The sequence below is a fragment of the Enterobacter sp. YSU genome, assembly GCF_016082135.1.
GTDB lineage: Bacteria > Pseudomonadota > Gammaproteobacteria > Enterobacterales > Enterobacteriaceae > Enterobacter > Enterobacter hormaechei_C.
The window spans coordinates 3,118,830-3,138,001 of sequence record NZ_CP059487.1 but is presented as its reverse complement, the minus strand read 5'-3'; the positions used below and the strand labels follow the sequence as shown (position 1 = coordinate 3,138,001).

Sequence of the window (19,172 nt, the reverse complement as noted above, 5' to 3'; positions counted from 1 at the left end):
ATGTCATGCCCGGTCATTGAGCTGACTCAGCAGCTTATTCGCCGTCCTTCCCTTAGCCCGGACGACGCAGGTTGTCAGGCATTAATGATTGAGCGCCTGCGTGCCATCGGTTTTACCGTGGAGCACATGGATTTTGGCGATACGCAGAACTTCTGGGCATGGCGCGGTCAGGGAGAGACGCTGGCGTTTGCCGGACATACTGACGTAGTTCCCGCAGGCGACGCAGACCGCTGGATCAACCCGCCTTTTGAGCCGACCATCCGCGACGGCATGCTTTTCGGACGCGGCGCTGCGGACATGAAAGGTTCTCTGGCTGCGATGGTCGTGGCGGCAGAGCGTTTCGTCGCCCAGCATCCGAACCATAAAAACCGTCTTGCGTTTTTGATTACCTCCGATGAAGAAGCCAGCGCCCACAACGGCACCGTGAAGGTCGTTGAGGCCCTGATGGCGCGCAATGAACGTCTGGACTACTGTCTGGTGGGCGAACCGTCCAGCACCGAAGTGGTGGGCGATGTGGTGAAAAATGGCCGCCGTGGATCCCTGACCTGTAATTTGACTATTCATGGCGTGCAGGGCCACGTTGCCTATCCGCACCTGGCGGATAACCCGGTACACCGCGCCGCGCCGATGCTGAACGAACTGGTAGGCATTGAATGGGATAAAGGCAACGAATTTTTCCCGCCAACCAGCATGCAGATAGCCAACATCAAGGCCGGCACCGGCAGCAACAACGTCATTCCCGGCGATCTCTTCGTCCAGTTTAACTTCCGCTTCAGCACCGAACTGACCGACGAGATGATCAAAGCGCGCGTGATTGCGCTGCTCGAGAAATATCAGCTGCGCTATACCCTCGACTGGTGGCTGTCTGGCCAGCCGTTCCTGACGCAGCGCGGTAAACTGGTGGATGCGGTGGTGAACGCCATTGCGCACTATAATGAAATTAAGCCACAGCTGCTGACAACGGGCGGCACGTCTGACGGACGCTTTATCGCCCGCATGGGCGCACAGGTTGTCGAACTGGGTCCGGTTAACGCGACGATTCACAAAATCAATGAATGCGTGAACGCTGCCGATTTACAACTGCTGGCCCGCATGTATCAACGTATTATGGAGCAGCTCGTCGCCTGACGGGTGCTTAAAGAGGATTAGCGAATGGACTGGCTTTCAAAGTACTGGTGGATTCTGGTGTTGGTATTTCTGGTAGGCGTGCTGCTTAACGTGATTAAAGATCTCAAGCGCGTTGACCATAAAAAGTTCCTTGCCAACAAACCGGATCTTCCGCCGCACCGTGATTTTAACGACAAGTGGGACGATGAAGACGACTGGCCGAAGAAGGACCAGAAGAAGTAATCGCTCTGTTTCCCCTCTCCCTAAAAAGAGGGGGACACCTCACATAAACTCGACGATATCATCGTCATTCGGCTTACCGCCGCTGAGCGCTTCATCAAAGTAGTGCTTCGGTACGGTATAACGCAGATGATCGAGCGCGAACTGCATGCTGCGATCGTCAATGGCATGCCCCAGATCGTCTACGATATCCAGCGTCACATCTCCGCCCTCGCGCATCAGCGTCTCCTGGGCAGCAACCGCATGCGAAAGCTCAATTACCCGGTCTTCCCCCCCATGAATGAGATGGATCGTGGTCTGCGTGGTCGCGCTTTGCGGTAACGTCGCAAAACGCCCGTTAAAAGCAATCACGCGGGACACCAGTCCGGGCTGCGCTTTTACGCTTTCCAGCGACATGATTGAGCCCTGAGAGAAGCCAATCAGCGCCGTTGCGTCGGCGCCTACGCCGCTCTGCTGCTGCCAGTAACGCACGGTATCGATAAAGGCTGGCATAGCGGCATCAATACGCGCCTGACGATTCTCCTCCGTCACGCCCTCGACGGAAAACCACTGCCGCCCGTCCGGACCGCACGGCTCCACGCCGCCGATGCTGACGATCAGCGCGTGTGGGAAAACGGGTGCAAACCAGCTGCCAATCTGTCCCATATTGACGGCATTGTCGCCCACGCCATGAAACAGAAGCAGGAGCTGTTTAGCAGGTGTATCCGGGCTTTGCACAACAAAATGGTCATGTTTCATGGCGATCTCCTTAATTGGTAAGCAGGATTTTACGCCTCTGCGGGGTAATGACCATGCCACTTTACTGAAGAACTCATTGAAAAAATTGCCATTGCAAAATGTCGGCTTTCAGCTGCTGGCTACGGGAGTAATCAAGCCTTTCAAGCGCGTGAGCGGTTTCCTCACGTAGCTTCGCCAGCAACGCTTTGCGCCCGAAATCGTGCGTAATCCCTTCCATTTTCCCCCGCAGCGCCGGAAGTGGCATGTCCACGGCTAACAACAACCGCGTCAGCGCCGCAACCGAAGTTGAAAACGCCCGGTGAGCAAAGGCAAACCCCGCCAGCTCCAGCCAGTCGTCACTATTAAGGGTAGCTTCCCATGCATCCGTCACCGGGATCTTTTCGCCATTCCAGGCCGACAGGACGCGCATATCACGACATAACCGCTGATGCGCCTGTTCGCAGAGCTGATGCCCCGCCTCGCTCAGCGGCAGCAACGCCATCGCCGTATAGCACCCGCTGCTGGCTTCCCGGTGGCTGCCCATTCGCACCAGCACAAACCCGCACTGCCGCCAGAAACGCCACAGCTCGTCGGTATAGCCAAAGCTGACCGAGAGATAATCTTCTCCGCTGGCACTGCGGATCAGCCGCTGGCCGATGCCTTCCCGCTGGCGATGGGGATGAACCGCAATGCGGCTGACGCGTCGGCCTTTCAGCGTCGCCGCGAGCGGCGAGCCGCCGTGCGCTGCCAGCGACTGCGCCACCAGATTTCCACGCGGCCGACGAAAGCCCGCCCAGACTGCGCGGCTAAGTTCAGGGGGTAATCCCCCCTCCTCCACCAGCCAGAGCGCGCCCGCGATCTCCGCGCCCGCCTGAGCAACAGCAAAGTGCTGGCCGGGGGCGTCCATCATCCGGCGTAAATCGAGGGGTGACGTCCGGTAGTGCGCGGCGCAAAGCAGTTCATACACGCCTGCCCCGCGCGTCGGATCGCTCTCCCACATCCCGGGCTCCAGCGACGTTAAACGTACCTCGCCTTCCGGTTTGCGATCGATAAGCGCATCGTCGAACAGCAGCGCGTTCGCCACTATCCGCTCAAGGGGACATCCGGCAGCCCAGCGAACAGGCGTGGATAAGGTATAACGCCGCAGCCCGCTGAACCGGGCGCAGAACTTCAGCAGGAATCCCCTGCCCGTGCCTTCATAACCCTGCACCGTGGTGGTCAGCAACACGCGGGGAAAGCGCGACGCCAGCTTCTCCAGCAGCGGGCCGGGGATGGCGGCCGCCTCATCGACAATCAGCCAGTCAGCTTCTGTTGTGGAGGCCAGCAGCGCATCCGGGGCCATAAAGTGAAAATGTTCCCCGGCGAAACGCGCGATGACATCCGTCGCCCCTTTTGCCGGTGCCGTCACTACTGCACTCCCCTGAATGCCGTTCAGCAACATGCCCGCCAGGGCGGACTTTCCGCGTCCGCGCGGTGCCGTCACGGCGGCCACGCCCGCAGGCATGGTCAGAAGAGCGTCGAGGATCTCAGCTTGCTCGCGCTGCGGTTCACCGCTGGCAGGCTGCCAGGCGGGTAAATCTGGCGTAACGGGAAGGCACGGAGGACGATGTTGATGCCAGACGATGGCATCTGAATCGGCGGCAAGCGTCCGGCAAAAGTGGTGAACAAAGTGCGGGGTGGCGATCGGCTCGGCGCTGTCGCTCCAGCGTAGAGAATCCGCGTCGGGCCTGTTAGCCCAGACGGAGAACGGCGGCACCAGCAGCATCAGAAGGCTTCCGGCGCGCAGGGTCCCGCTGAGGGCGGCGAAGGCCGAGACGTCAAACCCACGACGCGCGTCAAAAACGGCGTGAAGGTATTCACGTCCCAGCAGGCCGCTGATGGCCTTAGAGGGGTTTTCCTCCAGCCACAGCCAGTCTCCTGGTAACGTATCGCGCAGGATGGTCGCCTGGCTCAACGTCCACGCTTCATCGCCGCTGAGCACCACCAGCCGGCGGTGCCCGGTACGCTGAAGCTGGTTGACCAGCTGTTCAAACCCCAACATCACATAGCTTTGCCGAAGGTATTACACTGCGACGGGTTGCCGCTGTCGAAGCCACGCTTAAACCAGCTGTAGCGCTGCTCTGAGGTGCCATGGGTAAAGCTGTCCGGCACAACGCGCCCCTGGCTCTGCTGCTGCAAGCGATCGTCACCAATCGCCTGTGCGGCATTCAGGGCCTCTTCCAGATCGCCTGTTTCCAGCACGCCCTGCTGCTGCATGCTGTGTCCCCAGACGCCAGCGAAGCAGTCGGCCTGAAGCTCCATGCGTACGGACAGACGATTCACCTCCGCCTGAGAAGCATTCTGCTGCATCTGACGCACTTTAGGCTCAATGCCGAGAAGCTTCTGCACGTGGTGGCCGACTTCATGCGCGATCACGTAGCCCTGGGCAAAATCGCCGTCGGCGCCCAGCTTGCTTTTCATGTCGTCATAGAAGGAGAGATCGATATAGACGGTGCTGTCCGCCGGGCAGTAGAACGGCCCCATAACGGACTGCCCGGTGCCGCAGCCGGTGCGGGTTGCGCCCCGGTACATCACCAGTTTTGGCGGCTGATAAGTCCGCCCCATTTTCTCGAACTGCTGACCCCAGGTATCTTCGGTCGTCGCGAGAATAACGGAAGTAAATTTCGCCGCTTCATCTTCATTCGGGCTGATGGAGCGCTGAGAATACTGCTGCTGTTGCCCGGTTTCACCGGTCATCAAACCGGTCAGGTCGACGCCGTAGTAGCCCGCCACCAGCACAACGACCAGCAGAATAATGCCGCCCTTGCCGCTGGGTAACCGGAAACCTGGCCCGCCCATAGACGGACCACCGCCACCACTGCTGCGTCTGTCTTCTACGTTGTCACTTTCACGACGCCCTTGCCAGCGCATAAACACCTCGAACTATTCCATTTATAATAGCTATGATCGTAGGCGGTTAATGAAAGGATTACCATAGTAAACAAGGATAAGACGCCAAAGGATGCCAACATCCTTTGGCAAATGCGCAGTTTAGTCGAGCTTAACGCCTAAACGGTGAGCAACCGCTTCGTACGCTTCGACCACGCCACCCAGACTCTGGCGGAAACGGTCTTTGTCCATTTTATCCAGCGTCTCTTTGTCCCACAGGCGGCTGCCGTCCGGCGAGAATTCGTCGCCCAGCACCACTTCGCCCTTGTACAGACCGAACTCCAGCTTGAAGTCGACCAGGATCAGGCCCGCGTCATCAAAAAGCTTTTTCAGCACGTCGTTGGCTTTGTAGGTCAGTTCCTGCATGCGCGCCAGGTTCTCTTTGCTTACCCAGCCGAAGGTTTCGCAGTAGGATTCGTTGACCATCGGGTCGTGCATGGCGTCGTTTTTCAGGAACAGATCGAACAGCGGTGGATTCAGTTCGATACCCTCTTCAATGCCCAGACGCTTCACCAGGGAGCCTGCGGCACGGTTACGGATCACGCACTCAACCGGCACCATATCCAGTTTTTTTACCAGACATTCCGTATCGGACAGCAACGCTTCCATCTGAGTCGGGATACCGGCTTCGGCCAGTTTGGTCATAATGAAGTGGTTGAACTTGTTGTTCACCATGCCCTTACGATCGAACTGCTCAATGCGTGCGCCGTCTCCTGCTGACGTATCATTGCGGAATTCGAGCACCAACAGATCCGGGTTTTCCGTGCTGTATACGGTTTTCGCTTTGCCACGATACAACTCAGCTTGCTTCTGCATCTTCATTACTCCTGGTGTGATGATTTGTATTCAAAACTGGCCATATTATGCCACGCACACGTTTGCGTAGCACGAAAATAAAAAGGGCTGGATTAACCAGCCCTCACTATTATTTGCTGAATGCGGCCTGGAAGGCAGCGACCAGCGCATCGTTCTGCGCCTGGGTCAGCGTGTGTCCTTTCGGATCGATAAATTGCAGGCTGCTGCGGTTATCGAGGTCGCCAACCTGGATTTTGTAGTCACCGGAAGGCAGCTGTGGATCGCTTGCCCCCAGCTCCTGCCAGGCGCTATCAGACAGCGGCTTATAGGTCGCTGTGATGCTGCCCGTTGAACGGGTGCTGTCGGTCACCTTCATGCCCACTTTTTCAAGCGTTGCTGGCAGGCGCTGCCAGGTCTGATTAAACGGCGCACGCACCACCAGCATTGGCAGGCCGGTATCGTCTGCACCGCTCTGCACGTCAAACGTTGAACCGTTACGGTTCTGCGCGGCGTTTGCGGCATCGGTAGCGTTCTTATCCAGACCAGCGGCAATCACGTTCAGCATTTCAGTGCTGTAGCGCTGCATGGCGGCCGGATCGGCAACCGGTTTACCTGCCTGCTCAAGATTCAACAGCTTAACGGTAACCGCCTGCTGATAACCCTGCGGCTTAACGGAGACTTGATAACGACCACGATACTGCTGGTCTTCATCGAGACGGTTCCACTCAATCCAGTCGGTGGTTAAGGTCTGGCTGGCGTCGTCGCGTTTATCAATCGTATAGTTTTTCGACTGAATAACGCTCACAACCTGCGGCCACAGCGTGGCACCGCGTGCGCTTTCCACCAGCAGAGAGGCCGTATCACCGGTAAACTGCGTGCGCGCGCCACTCACCAGCGCCAGAGGCTGAGCCGGCGGACGAATATCAAGCGCTTTACCCACCAGGCCACTGCCGTTGGTAACCGGAATATTATAATCACCGTTCTGGATCGGCAGGATCATGCCGGCAGGCGCGTGAAGTTCAGCAAGCGGCGGCGCATCCAGATAGGATTCATCACCGCTCACCTGGCGCTTGTAGCGCGAGTCTGAACTACAGGCAGCGAGGAGCATAACAAGCGAAACACCCGCAACCTTCGCCAGGCGCGACTTCTGTACTGAATAAGCCATCAAATCTCCCTAAACTTTACAGCAAACCGGCATGCTTCAGCGCGCCAGCGACAATTTCACGACCGTGGTCGGTAATCGGTGTCATTGGCAGACGCAGCGTGTCGGTTGCTACAAGCCCCAACTCCTTACATGCCCATTTCACTGGGATCGGATTGGGTTCGACAAATAATTTATTGTGCAACGGCATCAGACGCTGATTAATCACGCGAGCTTCATCAAAGTGACCGGCTGCGGCCAGTTTGCACATGTCAGCCATATCACGCGCCGCCACGTTCGCCGTAACGGAAATCACGCCATTACCACCGAGCTGCATAAAGTCCAGCGCGGTCGCATCATCACCGCTCAACAGGATAAAGTCGTCTGAAACCAGCTCTTTGATCTGATGAACGCGGCTTAAGTTCCCTGTCGCCTCTTTAATCCCGATAATATTTTTTACTTTCGAGAGACGGCCAACGGTTTCCGGCAGCATATCGCAACCGGTACGGGACGGCACATTATACAGAATTTGTGGCAAGTCAGTATGTTCAGCGATGGCTTTGAAATGCTGGAACAAACCTTCCTGAGTAGGACGGTTGTAATAAGGGGTCACCGTCAGGCAGCCGACAATGCCGCTGTCGTTAAAACGCTGAGTCAGGCTAATCGCTTCTGCCGTTGCGTTTGCGCCCGTCCCCGCGATGACCGGAATACGCCCGTCCGCCAGTTCCAGGGTCAGCATCACAACGTCGCCGTGCTCTTCGTGGCTCAGCGTAGCGGATTCACCGGTAGTCCCTACCGAAACGATCGCCGAGGTTCCATTGGCGACATGGTAATCAATGAGCTTCTTCATGCTTGACCGGCAGACATTACCTTTTTCATCCATCGGTGTAACAAGCGCGACAATACTTCCCGTGAACATGAGCCATCCTCTGTGCGAACAAGAGCCTCAATGTTACGTTTGGAACTGTAATAAAAGCAAGCGACCTGAGGCTCTCAGGCGGTTGTATGCATGTTTTTTTTATGCTTTCCTTAGGAAGACTTAACCACGCAAAGGAAGAACAGGTTTGACAACCTCATCACAACATTACCTGGTTATCACTGCGCTGGGTGCTGACAGGCCGGGTATCGTGAATACCATCACTCGCCACGTGAGCAGCTGCGGCTGCAACATCGAAGATAGCCGGCTGGCTATGCTTGGCGAAGAGTTCACGTTCATCATGCTGCTTTCCGGAACATGGAATGCCATTACCCTCATCGAATCTACCTTGCCGCTGAAAGGCGCAGAGCTGGATTTACTGATTGTGATGAAGCGCACCACCGCGCGCCCGCGTCCGGCTCTGCCTGCCACGGTCTGGGTACAGGTTGAAGTGCCTGATTCACCTCATCTGATTGAACGTTTTACGGCGCTGTTTGACAGCCATCAGATGAACATTGCCGAACTGGTTTCCCGCACGCAGCCGGGCGATGAAAACGCAATCCCGACGCTGTTTATTCAAATTACCGCACACAGCCCTGCCTCGCAGGATGCGTCAAATATCGAGCAAGCGTTCAAAGCCCTCTGTACAGAATTACATGCGCAAGGCAGTATAAGCGTCGTCGATTATTCGCAGCACGAACAGGATGGAGTTGAGTAATGAACCCACTGAAAGCCGGTGATATCGCACCGAAATTTAGCTTACCGGATCAAGACGGCGAGCAAGTAAATTTGACCGACTTCCAGGGACAGCGTGTTCTGGTCTATTTCTACCCGAAAGCCATGACCCCGGGCTGTACCGTACAGGCCTGCGGTCTACGCGACAACATGGATGAGTTGAAAAAGGTCGGTGTGGAAGTGCTGGGCATCAGCACCGATAAGCCAGAGAAGCTGTCACGCTTTGCGGAAAAAGAGCTGCTGAACTTCACGCTGCTTTCCGATGAAGACCACCAGGTTTGCGAGCAGTTTGGCGTCTGGGGTGAGAAGTCCTTTATGGGCAAAACGTACGACGGTATTCACCGCATCAGTTTCCTGATTGACGCTGACGGTAAAGTTGAGCACGTGTTTGATGATTTCAAAACCAGCAACCACCACGACGTGGTGTTGAAGTGGCTGAAAGAGAACGCGTGATCATTTTAGTGCCGGGTGGCGCTGCGCTTACCCGGCCTACAAGGTAAATGCAAAACGGTAGCATGCGCTACCGTTTTTAGTGTTTGCCCCCTCTCCCCGCGGGAGAGGGTTGGGGTGAGGGCATCAGCCCGCACTAAATCTACTTCTCTTCTACCGCTGGCACATCCGGCCACGCGTGGACCACGGCTTTAATCAGCGTCGCCAGCGGAATGGCGAAGAATACCCCCCAGAATCCCCACAGCCCGCCGAAAATCACCACTGACAGGATAATCACCAGCGGATGCAGGTTAACTGCTTCTGAGAACAGCACCGGTACCAGCAGGTTCCCGTCCAGTCCCTGAATAATCAGGTATACGGCGAAACAGCTCCAGAACTCCGTACCCAGACCAAACTGGAACAGCGCCACACCGACTACCGGAATGGTCACCACAAACGCGCCGATATACGGGATCAGAACCGAGAATCCGACCAGCACCGCCAGCAGCAGCGAGTAGTTCAGTCCGAAGATCACGAAGCCAATCCAGGTCGCCACGCCCACCACAATCATCTCCAGCACTTTGCCGCGAATGTAGTTGGTGATCTGCTGGTTCATCTCCTGCCAGACCTGACCGGCGAGACCGCGATTGCGCGGCAGCACGCGGCGCACCGCGTTCAGCATCTGCTCTTTATCTTTGACCAGGAAGAACACCATTAGCGGCACGAGAACAAGGTAAACCGCCAGCGTCAGCAGGCCTACCAGCGAGGCCAGAGAGTATTTCACCACCGAGTCACCCATGGTCATGATGCGGGCGCGCATGTTTTCGGCCATCGCATCGATGATCCCGGCGTCCATCAGCGCAGGATAGCGGCGCGGCAGCGTGGCGGCAAAATCAGACAGTTTATTCAGCATGCCGGGCATATCGCGGATCAGGTAGATCCCCTGTTGCCAGGCGATGGGCATCACCACGAAGGACATCAGCAGCAGAATGCCGACAAACAGCACCAGAACAATGCTGGTCGCCCAGCGGCGGGAACAGCCGATATGTTCCAGACGCGCGGTGGGCCACTCCAGCAGATACGCCAGCACAATCGCCACCAGTAGCGGCGCCAGCAGGCCACTAAAGAAGAACAGGATACCGAATCCGGCAACCAGAATGACCAGCAAAGCAATGGCTTCCGGGTCGCTAAACCGACGCCGATACCACTGCATTAACATTTCGAGCATACAACCCTTCCCTGAATCGAATGGCGGGAGTGAGACGGTGAATTGTATCTAACTGTCACAAAAAAGACTTTCCTTTTTGTTTCACTGTCAGGTTTCGCAAAACCCTGATGAATGGGATTTTCTTCATCTCTTAACACGGCTACACTCGCAGAGCAGCGGAGATGAACGTTATGCGGGTTCATCGGTCAAATTAGCACATCCAACATACAGGACAGTGGTTATGTTCAGGCAGTTGAGAAAAACACTGGTTGCGACACTGATTGCCGCCGTGACGGTGGGTCAGGTGTTGCCCGCTTTCGCTGACTCGTCCGATTCATTGCCGGACATGGGCACCACGGCAGGAAGCACGCTCTCCATCGGGCAGGAGATGCAGATGGGTGATTATTACGTACGCCAGCTGCGCGGCAGTGCTCCGCTGATTAACGACCCTTTGCTGGTGCAATACATTAACGGCCTGGGGATGCGTCTGGTGGCGCACGCCGACTCGGTAAAAACGCCCTTCCACTTCTATTTAATCAATAACGACGAAATCAACGCCTTCGCTTTCTTTGGCGGGAACGTGGTGCTGCATTCGGCGTTGTTCCGTTATTCCGATAACGAAAGCCAGCTGGCGTCCGTCATGGCGCACGAAATTTCGCACGTCACCCAGCGCCATCTGGCGCGTGCGATGGAAGATCAGAAGCGTAACGCCCCGCTAACCTGGGTGGGCGCGCTGGGCTCTATTCTGCTGGCGATGGCCAGCCCGCAGGCCGGGATGGCGGCGCTTACCGGGACGCTGGCGGGGACGCGTCAGGGGATGATCAGCTTTACCCAGCAGAATGAGCAGGAAGCAGACCGCATCGGCATTCAGGTTTTACAGCGTTCCGGCTTTGACCCGCAGGCCATGCCGAGCTTCCTGGAAAAACTGCTCGACCAGGCACGCTACTCGTCGCGCCCGCCTGAAATTCTGTTGACCCACCCGCTGCCGGAAAGCCGCCTCTCGGATGCGCGTAACCGAGCCAACCAGATGCGTCCGGTCGTGGTGCAGTCTTCGCAGGATTTCTACATGGCCAAAGTGAGAACGCTTGGCATGTACAACTCCGGACGTAATCAGCTCACCAGCGATCTGCTGGACGCGCTGGCGAAAGGCAACGTGCGCGAGAAAAACGCGGCGCAGTATGGTCAGGCGCTCCAGGCGATGGAGGCCAGCAAATACGATGAAGCGCGAAAAGCGCTACAGCCGCTGCTGGCGGCGGCGCCTGACAATCCGTGGTATCTCGACCTCGCCACCGATATCGATCTGGGGCAGAAAAAAGCGACCGATGCGATTAATCGCCTGAAAGGGGCGAAAGATCTTCGTAATAATCCAGTATTGCAGCTTAACCTGGCGAACGCCTACCTACAGGGCGGCCAGCCCGGCGAGGCGGTGACCATTCTGAACCGCTACACCTTTAACAATAAAGATGACCAGAACGGCTGGGAGCTGCTCGCCCAGGCCCAGGGGCAACTGGGTAACCGCGATCAGGAGCTGGCCGCGCGTGCGGAAGGTCTGGCGCTGGCGGGTCGTCTCGATCAGGCCATTTCCCTGCTGAGCAGCGCCAGCTCGCAGGTGAAGCTTGGCAGCCTGCAACAGGCCCGCTACGATGCGCGAATCGACCAGCTGCGCGGCCTGCAACAACGCTTTAAGCCGTACGAGAAGATGTAATAAAGGAGAAGTCATGACAGACGCGGTAAAAATTTACCATAACCCTCGCTGCTCCAAGAGCCGAGACACCCTCAGCCTGCTGAAGTCTAACGGCATCGAACCGGAAGTGGTGCTGTACCTGGAGACGCCGCCGGACGCGCAGACTATCCGCCAGCTGCTGAAGATGCTGAACATGGGCAGCGCACGCGACCTGATGCGTCAGAAAGAAGATCTGTATAAGTCGCTCAATCTGAACGATACCAGTCTCACTGAAGATCGGCTGATTCAGGCGATGGTCGACAATCCAAAGCTGATTGAGCGCCCGATTGTGGTGGCAAATGGCAAGGCGCGTATCGGCCGTCCGCCGGAAGACGTGCTCGAGATCGTCTAATCGTTACGCCGCAGCGCTTCCAGAAACGCCTGCGGCGTACGCTCTCCCAGCTTTTTCTGCGCTTTTCCCCGGTTGTAAAACTCACACAGTTGGATCAACAGCTCTCCCATCGGTTCACTGTTCACCCGCGGAATGATTTCGCGTAACGGCACGGTGACCTGAAGGGCGAGATAATACTGTGAATGCACTTTTACGGTGACGTTATGCTCTGGCAAGTTCACTTCCAGCCCAAAAGTCTCAACAGATTGAATATCAGCCGGACAGGCAGCCAGCACCTCGTTCGTCCAGCGGGTCAGCAACTGCGGCGATACGCCAGCATAAAGCCGGGCGTAACACCAGCCGCTGACGGGTTCACGCGCCCAGAGCAGGTGTTGCTCGCCATCGTCGTCCATATGTAGCGACAGCGGCTGATGATGCAGGAGTAGCTTCTGCGGCATGATCCCGGCCTTCAGCGCCTTTTTGCCCTGCAACGACGCCCCCTTTTGTTTTAGCGAGGCTGGTTTGAGGTAGCGGTTCAGGGTCGCGCGGGAAACGGCGATCCCGAGTCCGTCATTCACCAGCAGCAGCAGTTCATCCAGCGGTGCCCCTGTGATATCCCGCAGGGCATTTATCAGTGCCGCCTGCTCTTGTCTCAGCGCTTTGTGTATCACTTTTGGCGTTGTGTGGTTATCCGAAACCTGGTCGCGGTTGCGCCAGCGCCTGACGGTGGTGACCGAGATCCCCAGCTCAACGGCAAGTTCCCTGTCGCTTTTATCTGACTGCTGAAGATAGCGACGGATACGCGGCGTAGTGGTGGCGTTGGCATGCAGTTTGATTTCCATCGCGTCTCTCCGGAACTAATCTTATGAGATTTATATCAGAGCGGCGAATGCTTTGTGACCGATTTCACCTTTCGCTCGCCACGCTTCACTGATAATCCACAGACATAACATAAACAACACCTCTCAATCTTGTACGGAGTTCACAATGAACAATGTTCTGGGATTTCTTGAAGCAAAACTGATGCCGCTGGCGGCGAAAACGGCCCAGCAGCGTCATCTTGGGGCCATTCGCGGCGCCTACGTGTCATTCATGCCGTTTATTATCGTCGGCTCCATTCTGCTGGTGATCTCCTCCTTCCCGAATCAGGCCTATCAGCAGTTTATGTCTCAGGCCTTTGGTGAGAGCTGGAGTGCAATTATAGAGATCCCGTTTAACGCGGTGTTCTCAACCATGTCGCTGTTTATCAGCTTCCTGGTGGCCTACCGCCTGGCTGAGCATTATGGCGAGGACCGCATCTCCTGCGGCATCCTGGCGCTGGTCGCGTTTCTGATCCTGACGCCTTTTATCAAAGTGGCGGAAAACGGCGGCATTACCGTGATGCCGGTGGAGTGGATTGGCAGCAAAGGGCTGTTCGTGGCGATGATCGGTTCCCTGCTGTGGACGGAACTGTTCTGCTGGCTGAAGCGCAAAAAGCTGGTCATCAAAATGCCGGACGGCGTGCCTCCGGCGGTGCAGGAGTCATTCGCGGCCCTGATCCCGGCCCTGCTGGTAATGATTCTGGTGCTGCTTATCCGCATCATCTTTGAAAACACCCACTACCACACCATCCACCAGTTTATTTATGAAGTGGTTGCCACCCCGGTACGCCACTACGGCACCTCTTATTTCGGGGCGCTGATGACCGTATTCAGCATCACCATTCTGTGGTCAGTGGGCATTAACTCCGGTTCGATGATCAACGGGATTATTCGCCCGCTGTGGATGGAGAACCAGACCGACAACATCGCCGCGATCCAGGCGGGAACGACGCCGCCGCACATCATCACCGAACAGTTTTTTGACATGATCTGGATGGGCGGCGCGGGCGCCACGCTGTCGCTGGTGATTGCGATGCTGATTTTTGCCCGCAGCAAAAACATGCGCGAAGTAGCGCGCCTCGGTGCGGGCGCGTCGGTGTTTAACATCAACGAACCGATCCTGTTTGGCCTGCCGGTGATCATGAACCCGATCATGCTCATCCCGTTCAATCTGGTGCCGCTGGTGCTGGTCACCGTGCAGTATGCGGCGATGAAAATTGGTGCGGTCGCCGTCACCACCGGGGTGTTTATCCCCTGGACGCTGCCGCCGGTTATCAGCGGCTTTATCGTCACCGGGCACCTGAGCGGCAGCGTGATGCAGCTGATCAACCTGCTGATTGGCGCCATGCTGTACCTGCCTTTCATGCGTATCGTGGATAAACAGTACCGCGCCGCGGAACTGACTACCGCTACGCAAACCGACACCACCCTTGCAAAACAGGAGTAAAGCATGTGGGGAATTATCGCAACCTGGCGAATGGCGCTTGAAGGCGTCACGGAATCTGCGTCTGCGCTGGCTGCGGGCAAACCTGTCGCTCCGGCGGTGGTGGATGCCGTCGCCGCCGTCGAGGACTTTCCGTTTTATAAATCCGTCGGCTACGGCGGGCTGCCGACCGAGAACGGCGAGGTAGAGCTGGACGCGGCCTATATGGACGGCGACACGCTGGCGTTCGGCGCCGTGGGCAATCTGGTGGATATCGCCAACCCGGTGCGCGTGGCGCACGCGCTCAGCCGCCAGCGCTATAACAGCCTGCTGGTCGGCCAGGGCGCGCGCGAATGGGCGCTGAGCCAGGGCTTTGCCGACAAAACCATGCTCACGGATCGCGCCATGCAACACTACCGTAAGCGCTGCCGCGAAACGCTGGATAAGGGGTTAAGCCCCTACGACGGACATGACACCGTCGGCATCATCGGCCTCGATAAACAGGGATCGATGAGCGTCGCCACTTCCACCAGCGGCCTGTTTATGAAAAAACGCGGTCGCCTCGGTGACTCACCCATCATCGGCTCCGGCTTTTACTGCGACAGCGAAACCGGCGCGGCCACCGCCACGGGCGTCGGTGAAGATCTGATGAAGGGCTGTACCAGCTACGAAATCGTTCGCCGGATGGCGCAAGGGATGACGCCGCAGCAGGCGGCGGATTCGGTGGTGTTCGAACTGGAAGACAAGCTGATGTCGCGCTTTGGCCGCGCGGGCGATCTCTCCGTGGTGTGCATGAACAGCAAAGGAGAATTTGGCGCCGCGACCAACATCAAAACCTTCTCGTTTGTGGTGGCGACGGCTCGCCAGCCCCTCACCGTTTTCCGTACTGAACGCCTGCGGGAGAAAACGCACTATCACGCGGTAGATGAGAAGTGGATGCAGGCCTATGCCGCGCGGATCCGCGCACCGATTGAGGAGTCATGATGATCACATACCAGTTTATCAACGCGCTTTCAGACGCGAAGCCGCAAAGCCATTTGATTGCGCGCGCTGACAGTTCCCTGTTACCGGAAAGCGCTCTTGTCGCTGAAATGCGCCAGCAGAGCACCGTCGCGGACGCGCGCTTTGGCTGCGCGCCGTTTGCCCGCATCACCCTTTTGCCGGATGCGCTCTGGCATGACGCCCTGACCGAAGGGTTGCTCACCGCTCTGCGACCGCTGCTTGCCGCCCCCGCCAGCGCCGAACTCGTGCTGGACGTGACGGATATTGACGATGTGGTGCTGGCGCAAGTACTGCGTTTTCTCTTTAATCAGGCGCACAGGCTCAGTGACCTGAAGCTGAAGAAGACGGACGAAGCGCTGCGTCTTACCTGCATCACTGCCCTCTGCTTGCCGGAACAGCAGGCGAAGCTGGAGACGACCTTCCGCCAGCAGCAGGCCATTGCGCTCGGCATGGTCGCGGCGCGACGTCTGGCGGATATGCCGTCCGACCGCTGCACGCCGCAGTTTGTGGTGGAAGAGGCGCAAAAACTGTGTGCCGCCAGCCCTGCCCTGCGCTGCGAGGTGTTGGATGAAACGCAAATCGTTGAACAAGGGCTTGGGTTGCTGCACGCCGTCGGCAAAGGGGCGACCTGTCCGCCGCGCCTGCTGGCTATTCACTATAACGGCGTGTCTGATGGCCCGGTGCGCTGCTACGTGGGAAAAGGCATTACCTTTGACACCGGCGGCCTGTGGCTGAAGGAAGGCGCGGGCATGTACACCATGAAATATGACATGTGCGGCGCGGCTAACGTGCTCGGGCTGATGCTGACCGTTGCGGAGCTGAAATTACCCGTGCGCATCATGGGCGTGCTGGCGCTGGCGGAAAACGCCATCGGCCCCGACGCCATGCAGCCCGGCACGGTGGCGACGGCCTGCAACGGCACCACCGTTGAAATCAACAATACCGATGCCGAGGGCCGGCTGGTGCTGGCAGACGCTATCGCCTGGGCGAGTCAGCGCCATCCGCAGGCTCACTATATCATTGATATGGCGACCTTAACCGGAGCGGTGGTGAAAGCGCTGGGGTATGAGCTGAGCGGGCTGATGACCCAGGATGAACCGCTGCGTCAGGCACTGACGCTCGCGGGCAAACGGAGCGGCGACGAGGTGTGGTCCCTGCCGCTGGATGCGCGGCTGAGAAAGCAGACCGACAGCGCCATTGCCGATCTATGCAACACGCCGACCAACAATGCGGCGATCAGCGCCTCGGCGGCGTGGCTGCTGCATCACTTCTGCCCGCCGACCATTCCGTGGGCGCATCTGGATATCAGCGGGACGGCGCTGTGGCGTGAGAACGGCAGAAGCGTGGCATCGGGAAGACCGATTCCGCTGCTGGTGGAGCACTTGTTGGGGGATCTTTAGCCGGGTGGCGGCTGCGCCTTACCCGGCCTACAAGGTATGACGGGTTTTCGTAGGCCCGGTAAGCGCAGCGCCACCGGGCAAAAAACTCAAAGCTTAAGAATATCTTTTACAAACGGAATGGTCAGCTTGCGCTGGGCGGTAATGGAGGCGCGATCGAGCTGATCGAGCGTATCAAACAGCGTGCGCATTTCGCGATCCAGACGCTTGAGCAGGAAACGACCCACGTCTTCCGGCAGTTCAAATCCGCGCAGTCTGGCGCGCAACTGAAGTGCCTGGAGTTTGTCTTCATCCGACAGCGGTTGCAGCTTGTAGATTTGTCCCCAGTCCAGACGAGACGCCAGATCCGGCAGCCCCAGATTGAGCTGACGCGGCGGACGATCGCCAGTGATCAGCAGCCGGGTTTTGCCCGACTCCAGAATGCGGTTGTAGAGGTTAAAGATCGCCATTTCCCACGGTTCGTCCCCCGCCACGCATTCGATATTATCGATGCAGACCAGGGAGAGATGTTCCATGCCCTCCAGCACCTCAGGCACAAACCAGGTGCGTTTATCCAGCGGCACATAGCCTACCGCGTCACCGCGCGCCGAAAGCTCCGCACAGGCGGCATGCAGCAGGTGGCTGCGTCCCGCGCCTTCGCGTGACCAGATATAGATGTATCCGCTGTGTTCCTGGCGCAGCACGTTTTGCAGTGCAGCCAGTAAAGAGGGGTTATCACCCGGCCAGAAACTCGCGAAAGTTTCGTCGTCAGGGAGATAAAGTGGCAGAGAGAGCTGTGCCGGTCCGTTCAGAAATACCTCAACCAGAGATCTTACATAAAATCGGAATGGAGTTTAACACGGAACCTGCAAGGAGAGAACCGGGCGATCCTTCGCCCGGCATGACGATCAATGTGGCGCTTTTTCGCTTTCGTCTGCGTCCAGCACCACCTCTTCCGGGCGGATCACCGAGATCAGCTTGAAAATCAGGCTCAGGCCGACGCCGACGATGGTCGCCAGCGCCATACCCTTCAGCTCTGCCGCGCCGATGTGCACCTTCGCGCCGCTCACGCCGATAATCAGGATAACGGAGGTCAGGATCAGGTTCTGCGCCTTGCTGTAATCCACTTTGGATTCAATCAGCACGCGAATACCGGAGGCACCGATCACCCCGTACAGCAGCAGAGAAACGCCGCCCATCACCGGAACCGGGATAATCTGGATCGCCGCCGCCAGTTTACCAACGCAGGAGAGCAGAATGGCGATGATCGCCGCGCCGCCGATAACCCAGGTGCTGTAGACGCGGGTGATCGCCATTACGCCGATATTCTCACCGTAAGTCGTGTTTGGCGTGGAGCCGAAGAAACCAGAGATGATGGTGGAGAAACCGTTGGCAAACATGGAGCGATGCAGGCCCGGGTCGCGGATCAGGTCGCGCTTCACGATGTTCGCCGTCACCACCAGGTGGCCGACGTGCTCAGCAATCACCACCAGCGCGGCAGGCAGAATAGTGAAAATGGCGAACCATTCAAAGCGCGGGGTGTAGAAGGTTGGCAGCGCGAACCAGTGCGCCTCGGCAATCGGGGTGGTATCCACAACGCCCATCACGAAGGAGAGCGCGTAACCCGCCAGCACGCCGATCAGGATCGGGATAATCGCCATAAAGCCGCGGAACAGGACGGAACCGAATACCGTCACGCCCAGCGTCACCAGCGAAATAATAATGGTTTTGGAATCCGGTGACTGACCGTCCGCAGGCAGCAGCCCGGCCATGTTCGCCGCCACGCCCGCCAGCTCCAGGCCGATGACGGCAACGATGGCCCCCATTGCCGCAGGCGGGAACATCACGTCCAGCCAGCCGGTACCGGCTTTCTTCACAATGAAGGAGACCAGGCAGAACAGCACGCCGCACATGATAAAGCCGCCCAGCGCGACCTCATAACCCAGCGGCAGCAACAGCAGTACCGGGGAGATAAACGCGAAGCTCGACCCGAGATAGGCCGGGATTTTGCCTTTACAGATGAAGAGGTAAAGTAGCGTACCGATGCCGTTAAACAGCAGCACGGTAGCCGGGTTAATGTGAAACAGGATTGGCACCAGCACGGTTGCGCCAAACATGGCGAACAGGTGCTGCAAACTAAGCGGGATAGTCTGTAAAAGCGGCGGTCTTTCACTCACCCCGATAGCACGGCGCGTCATAGTGTTTTCCTCTGAGTGTCATTGTTGGTTTTTATTCAAAAAAA

At 57.6% G+C, this 19,172-nt stretch carries 19 protein-coding genes; 9 read left to right on the top strand and 10 right to left on the bottom strand.

Going from position 1 to position 19,172, the window contains the following annotated elements; genetic code table 11:
• Both dapE and H2Z33_RS15200 read left to right on the top strand, forming a co-directional pair.
• The gene (dapE, locus tag H2Z33_RS15205) at positions 1-1,128 is read left to right on the top strand and encodes a succinyl-diaminopimelate desuccinylase (RefSeq protein ID WP_017383496.1); all 1,128 of its coding nucleotides are present in this window, start codon (positions 1-3) and stop codon (positions 1,126-1,128) included.
• A gap of 24 nt (positions 1,129-1,152) precedes the next feature.
• Complete coding sequence (locus H2Z33_RS15200) at positions 1,153-1,350, top strand: YpfN family protein (RefSeq protein WP_000383991.1); 198 nt, start codon at positions 1,153-1,155, stop codon at positions 1,348-1,350.
• A 39-nt stretch (positions 1,351-1,389) separates the two neighbouring features.
• On the opposite strand, the gene ypfH is transcribed toward H2Z33_RS15200, so the two are convergent.
• The 6 genes from ypfH to dapA form a co-directional block, all read right to left on the bottom strand.
• Positions 1,390-2,085: an esterase gene (ypfH, locus tag H2Z33_RS15195; RefSeq protein WP_023295120.1), complete on the bottom strand. Its 696-nt coding sequence runs from the start codon at positions 2,083-2,085 to the stop codon at positions 1,390-1,392.
• Between the two features lie 73 nt (positions 2,086-2,158).
• Positions 2,159-4,105: a tRNA(Met) cytidine acetyltransferase TmcA gene (locus H2Z33_RS15190; RefSeq protein WP_047741436.1), complete on the bottom strand. Its 1,947-nt coding sequence runs from the start codon at positions 4,103-4,105 to the stop codon at positions 2,159-2,161.
• Positions 4,105-4,974 (bottom strand): neutral zinc metallopeptidase, encoded by an 870-nt coding sequence (locus H2Z33_RS15185; RefSeq protein WP_001303362.1) that lies wholly within the window; start codon positions 4,972-4,974, stop codon positions 4,105-4,107. Before H2Z33_RS15185 ends, H2Z33_RS15190 begins: the two co-directional genes overlap by 1 nt.
• Before the next feature lie 120 nt (positions 4,975-5,094).
• Positions 5,095-5,808 (bottom strand): phosphoribosylaminoimidazolesuccinocarboxamide synthase, encoded by a 714-nt coding sequence (gene purC, locus H2Z33_RS15180; protein ID WP_001171626.1) that lies wholly within the window; start codon positions 5,806-5,808, stop codon positions 5,095-5,097.
• Between the two features lie 109 nt (positions 5,809-5,917).
• Positions 5,918-6,952, bottom strand: a complete 1,035-nt coding sequence (gene bamC / locus H2Z33_RS15175; protein ID WP_017383500.1) for an outer membrane protein assembly factor BamC — start codon at positions 6,950-6,952, stop codon at positions 5,918-5,920.
• A gap of 16 nt (positions 6,953-6,968) precedes the next feature.
• The gene (gene dapA / locus H2Z33_RS15170) at positions 6,969-7,847 is read right to left on the bottom strand and encodes a 4-hydroxy-tetrahydrodipicolinate synthase (protein WP_003860542.1); all 879 of its coding nucleotides are present in this window, start codon (positions 7,845-7,847) and stop codon (positions 6,969-6,971) included.
• A 145-nt stretch (positions 7,848-7,992) separates the two neighbouring features.
• On the opposite strand from dapA, the gene H2Z33_RS15165 reads away from it, so the two are divergent.
• Both H2Z33_RS15165 and bcp read left to right on the top strand, forming a co-directional pair.
• Positions 7,993-8,562: a glycine cleavage system transcriptional repressor gene (locus H2Z33_RS15165; protein ID WP_000213743.1), complete on the top strand. Its 570-nt coding sequence runs from the start codon at positions 7,993-7,995 to the stop codon at positions 8,560-8,562.
• Positions 8,562-9,032 (top strand): thioredoxin-dependent thiol peroxidase, encoded by a 471-nt coding sequence (bcp, locus tag H2Z33_RS15160; RefSeq protein WP_015572198.1) that lies wholly within the window; start codon positions 8,562-8,564, stop codon positions 9,030-9,032. Before H2Z33_RS15165 ends, bcp begins: the two co-directional genes overlap by 1 nt.
• 139 nt (positions 9,033-9,171) lie before the next feature.
• On the opposite strand, the gene H2Z33_RS15155 is transcribed toward bcp, so the two are convergent.
• On the bottom strand, positions 9,172-10,236 hold the full coding sequence (locus H2Z33_RS15155; protein WP_003860546.1) for an AI-2E family transporter: 1,065 nt from the start codon (positions 10,234-10,236) through the stop codon (positions 9,172-9,174).
• Positions 10,237-10,456: 220 nt separating this feature from the next.
• On the opposite strand from H2Z33_RS15155, the gene bepA reads away from it, so the two are divergent.
• Both bepA and arsC read left to right on the top strand, forming a co-directional pair.
• The gene (gene bepA / locus H2Z33_RS15150; protein ID WP_015572197.1) at positions 10,457-11,920 is read left to right on the top strand and encodes a beta-barrel assembly-enhancing protease; all 1,464 of its coding nucleotides are present in this window, start codon (positions 10,457-10,459) and stop codon (positions 11,918-11,920) included.
• 13 nt (positions 11,921-11,933) lie between these two features.
• On the top strand, positions 11,934-12,290 hold the full coding sequence (arsC, locus tag H2Z33_RS15145) for an arsenate reductase (glutaredoxin) (RefSeq protein ID WP_017383503.1): 357 nt from the start codon (positions 11,934-11,936) through the stop codon (positions 12,288-12,290).
• Here the strand turns inward: arsC and H2Z33_RS15140 are convergent.
• The gene (locus tag H2Z33_RS15140; RefSeq protein ID WP_040117930.1) at positions 12,287-13,111 is read right to left on the bottom strand and encodes a homeodomain-like domain protein; all 825 of its coding nucleotides are present in this window, start codon (positions 13,109-13,111) and stop codon (positions 12,287-12,289) included. The genes arsC and H2Z33_RS15140 overlap by 4 nt on opposite strands.
• 145 nt (positions 13,112-13,256) lie before the next feature.
• Here H2Z33_RS15140 and celB point away from each other — a divergent pair, with 145 nt between their 5' ends.
• Genes celB through H2Z33_RS15125 form a run of 3 tightly spaced genes read left to right on the top strand, consistent with a single transcriptional unit; the run spans position 13,257 to position 16,954 of the window.
• On the top strand, positions 13,257-14,576 hold the full coding sequence (gene celB / locus H2Z33_RS15135; protein ID WP_015572194.1) for a PTS cellobiose transporter subunit IIC: 1,320 nt from the start codon (positions 13,257-13,259) through the stop codon (positions 14,574-14,576).
• Positions 14,577-14,579: 3 nt separating this feature from the next.
• On the top strand, positions 14,580-15,536 hold the full coding sequence (locus H2Z33_RS15130) for a N(4)-(beta-N-acetylglucosaminyl)-L-asparaginase (RefSeq protein WP_063134558.1): 957 nt from the start codon (positions 14,580-14,582) through the stop codon (positions 15,534-15,536).
• Positions 15,536-16,954, top strand: a complete 1,419-nt coding sequence (locus H2Z33_RS15125; protein WP_063134559.1) for a leucyl aminopeptidase family protein — start codon at positions 15,536-15,538, stop codon at positions 16,952-16,954. The genes H2Z33_RS15130 and H2Z33_RS15125 overlap by 1 nt, the downstream gene beginning before the upstream one ends.
• A gap of 86 nt (positions 16,955-17,040) precedes the next feature.
• Here H2Z33_RS15125 and H2Z33_RS15120 read toward each other — a convergent pair whose 3' ends face one another.
• Positions 17,041-17,742: a DnaA inactivator Hda gene (locus H2Z33_RS15120; RefSeq protein WP_211482948.1), complete on the bottom strand. Its 702-nt coding sequence runs from the start codon at positions 17,740-17,742 to the stop codon at positions 17,041-17,043.
• A gap of 96 nt (positions 17,743-17,838) precedes the next feature.
• Positions 17,839-19,128, bottom strand: a complete 1,290-nt coding sequence (gene uraA / locus H2Z33_RS15115; RefSeq protein ID WP_017692944.1) for a uracil permease — start codon at positions 19,126-19,128, stop codon at positions 17,839-17,841.
• Positions 19,129-19,172 lie beyond the last annotated feature (44 nt).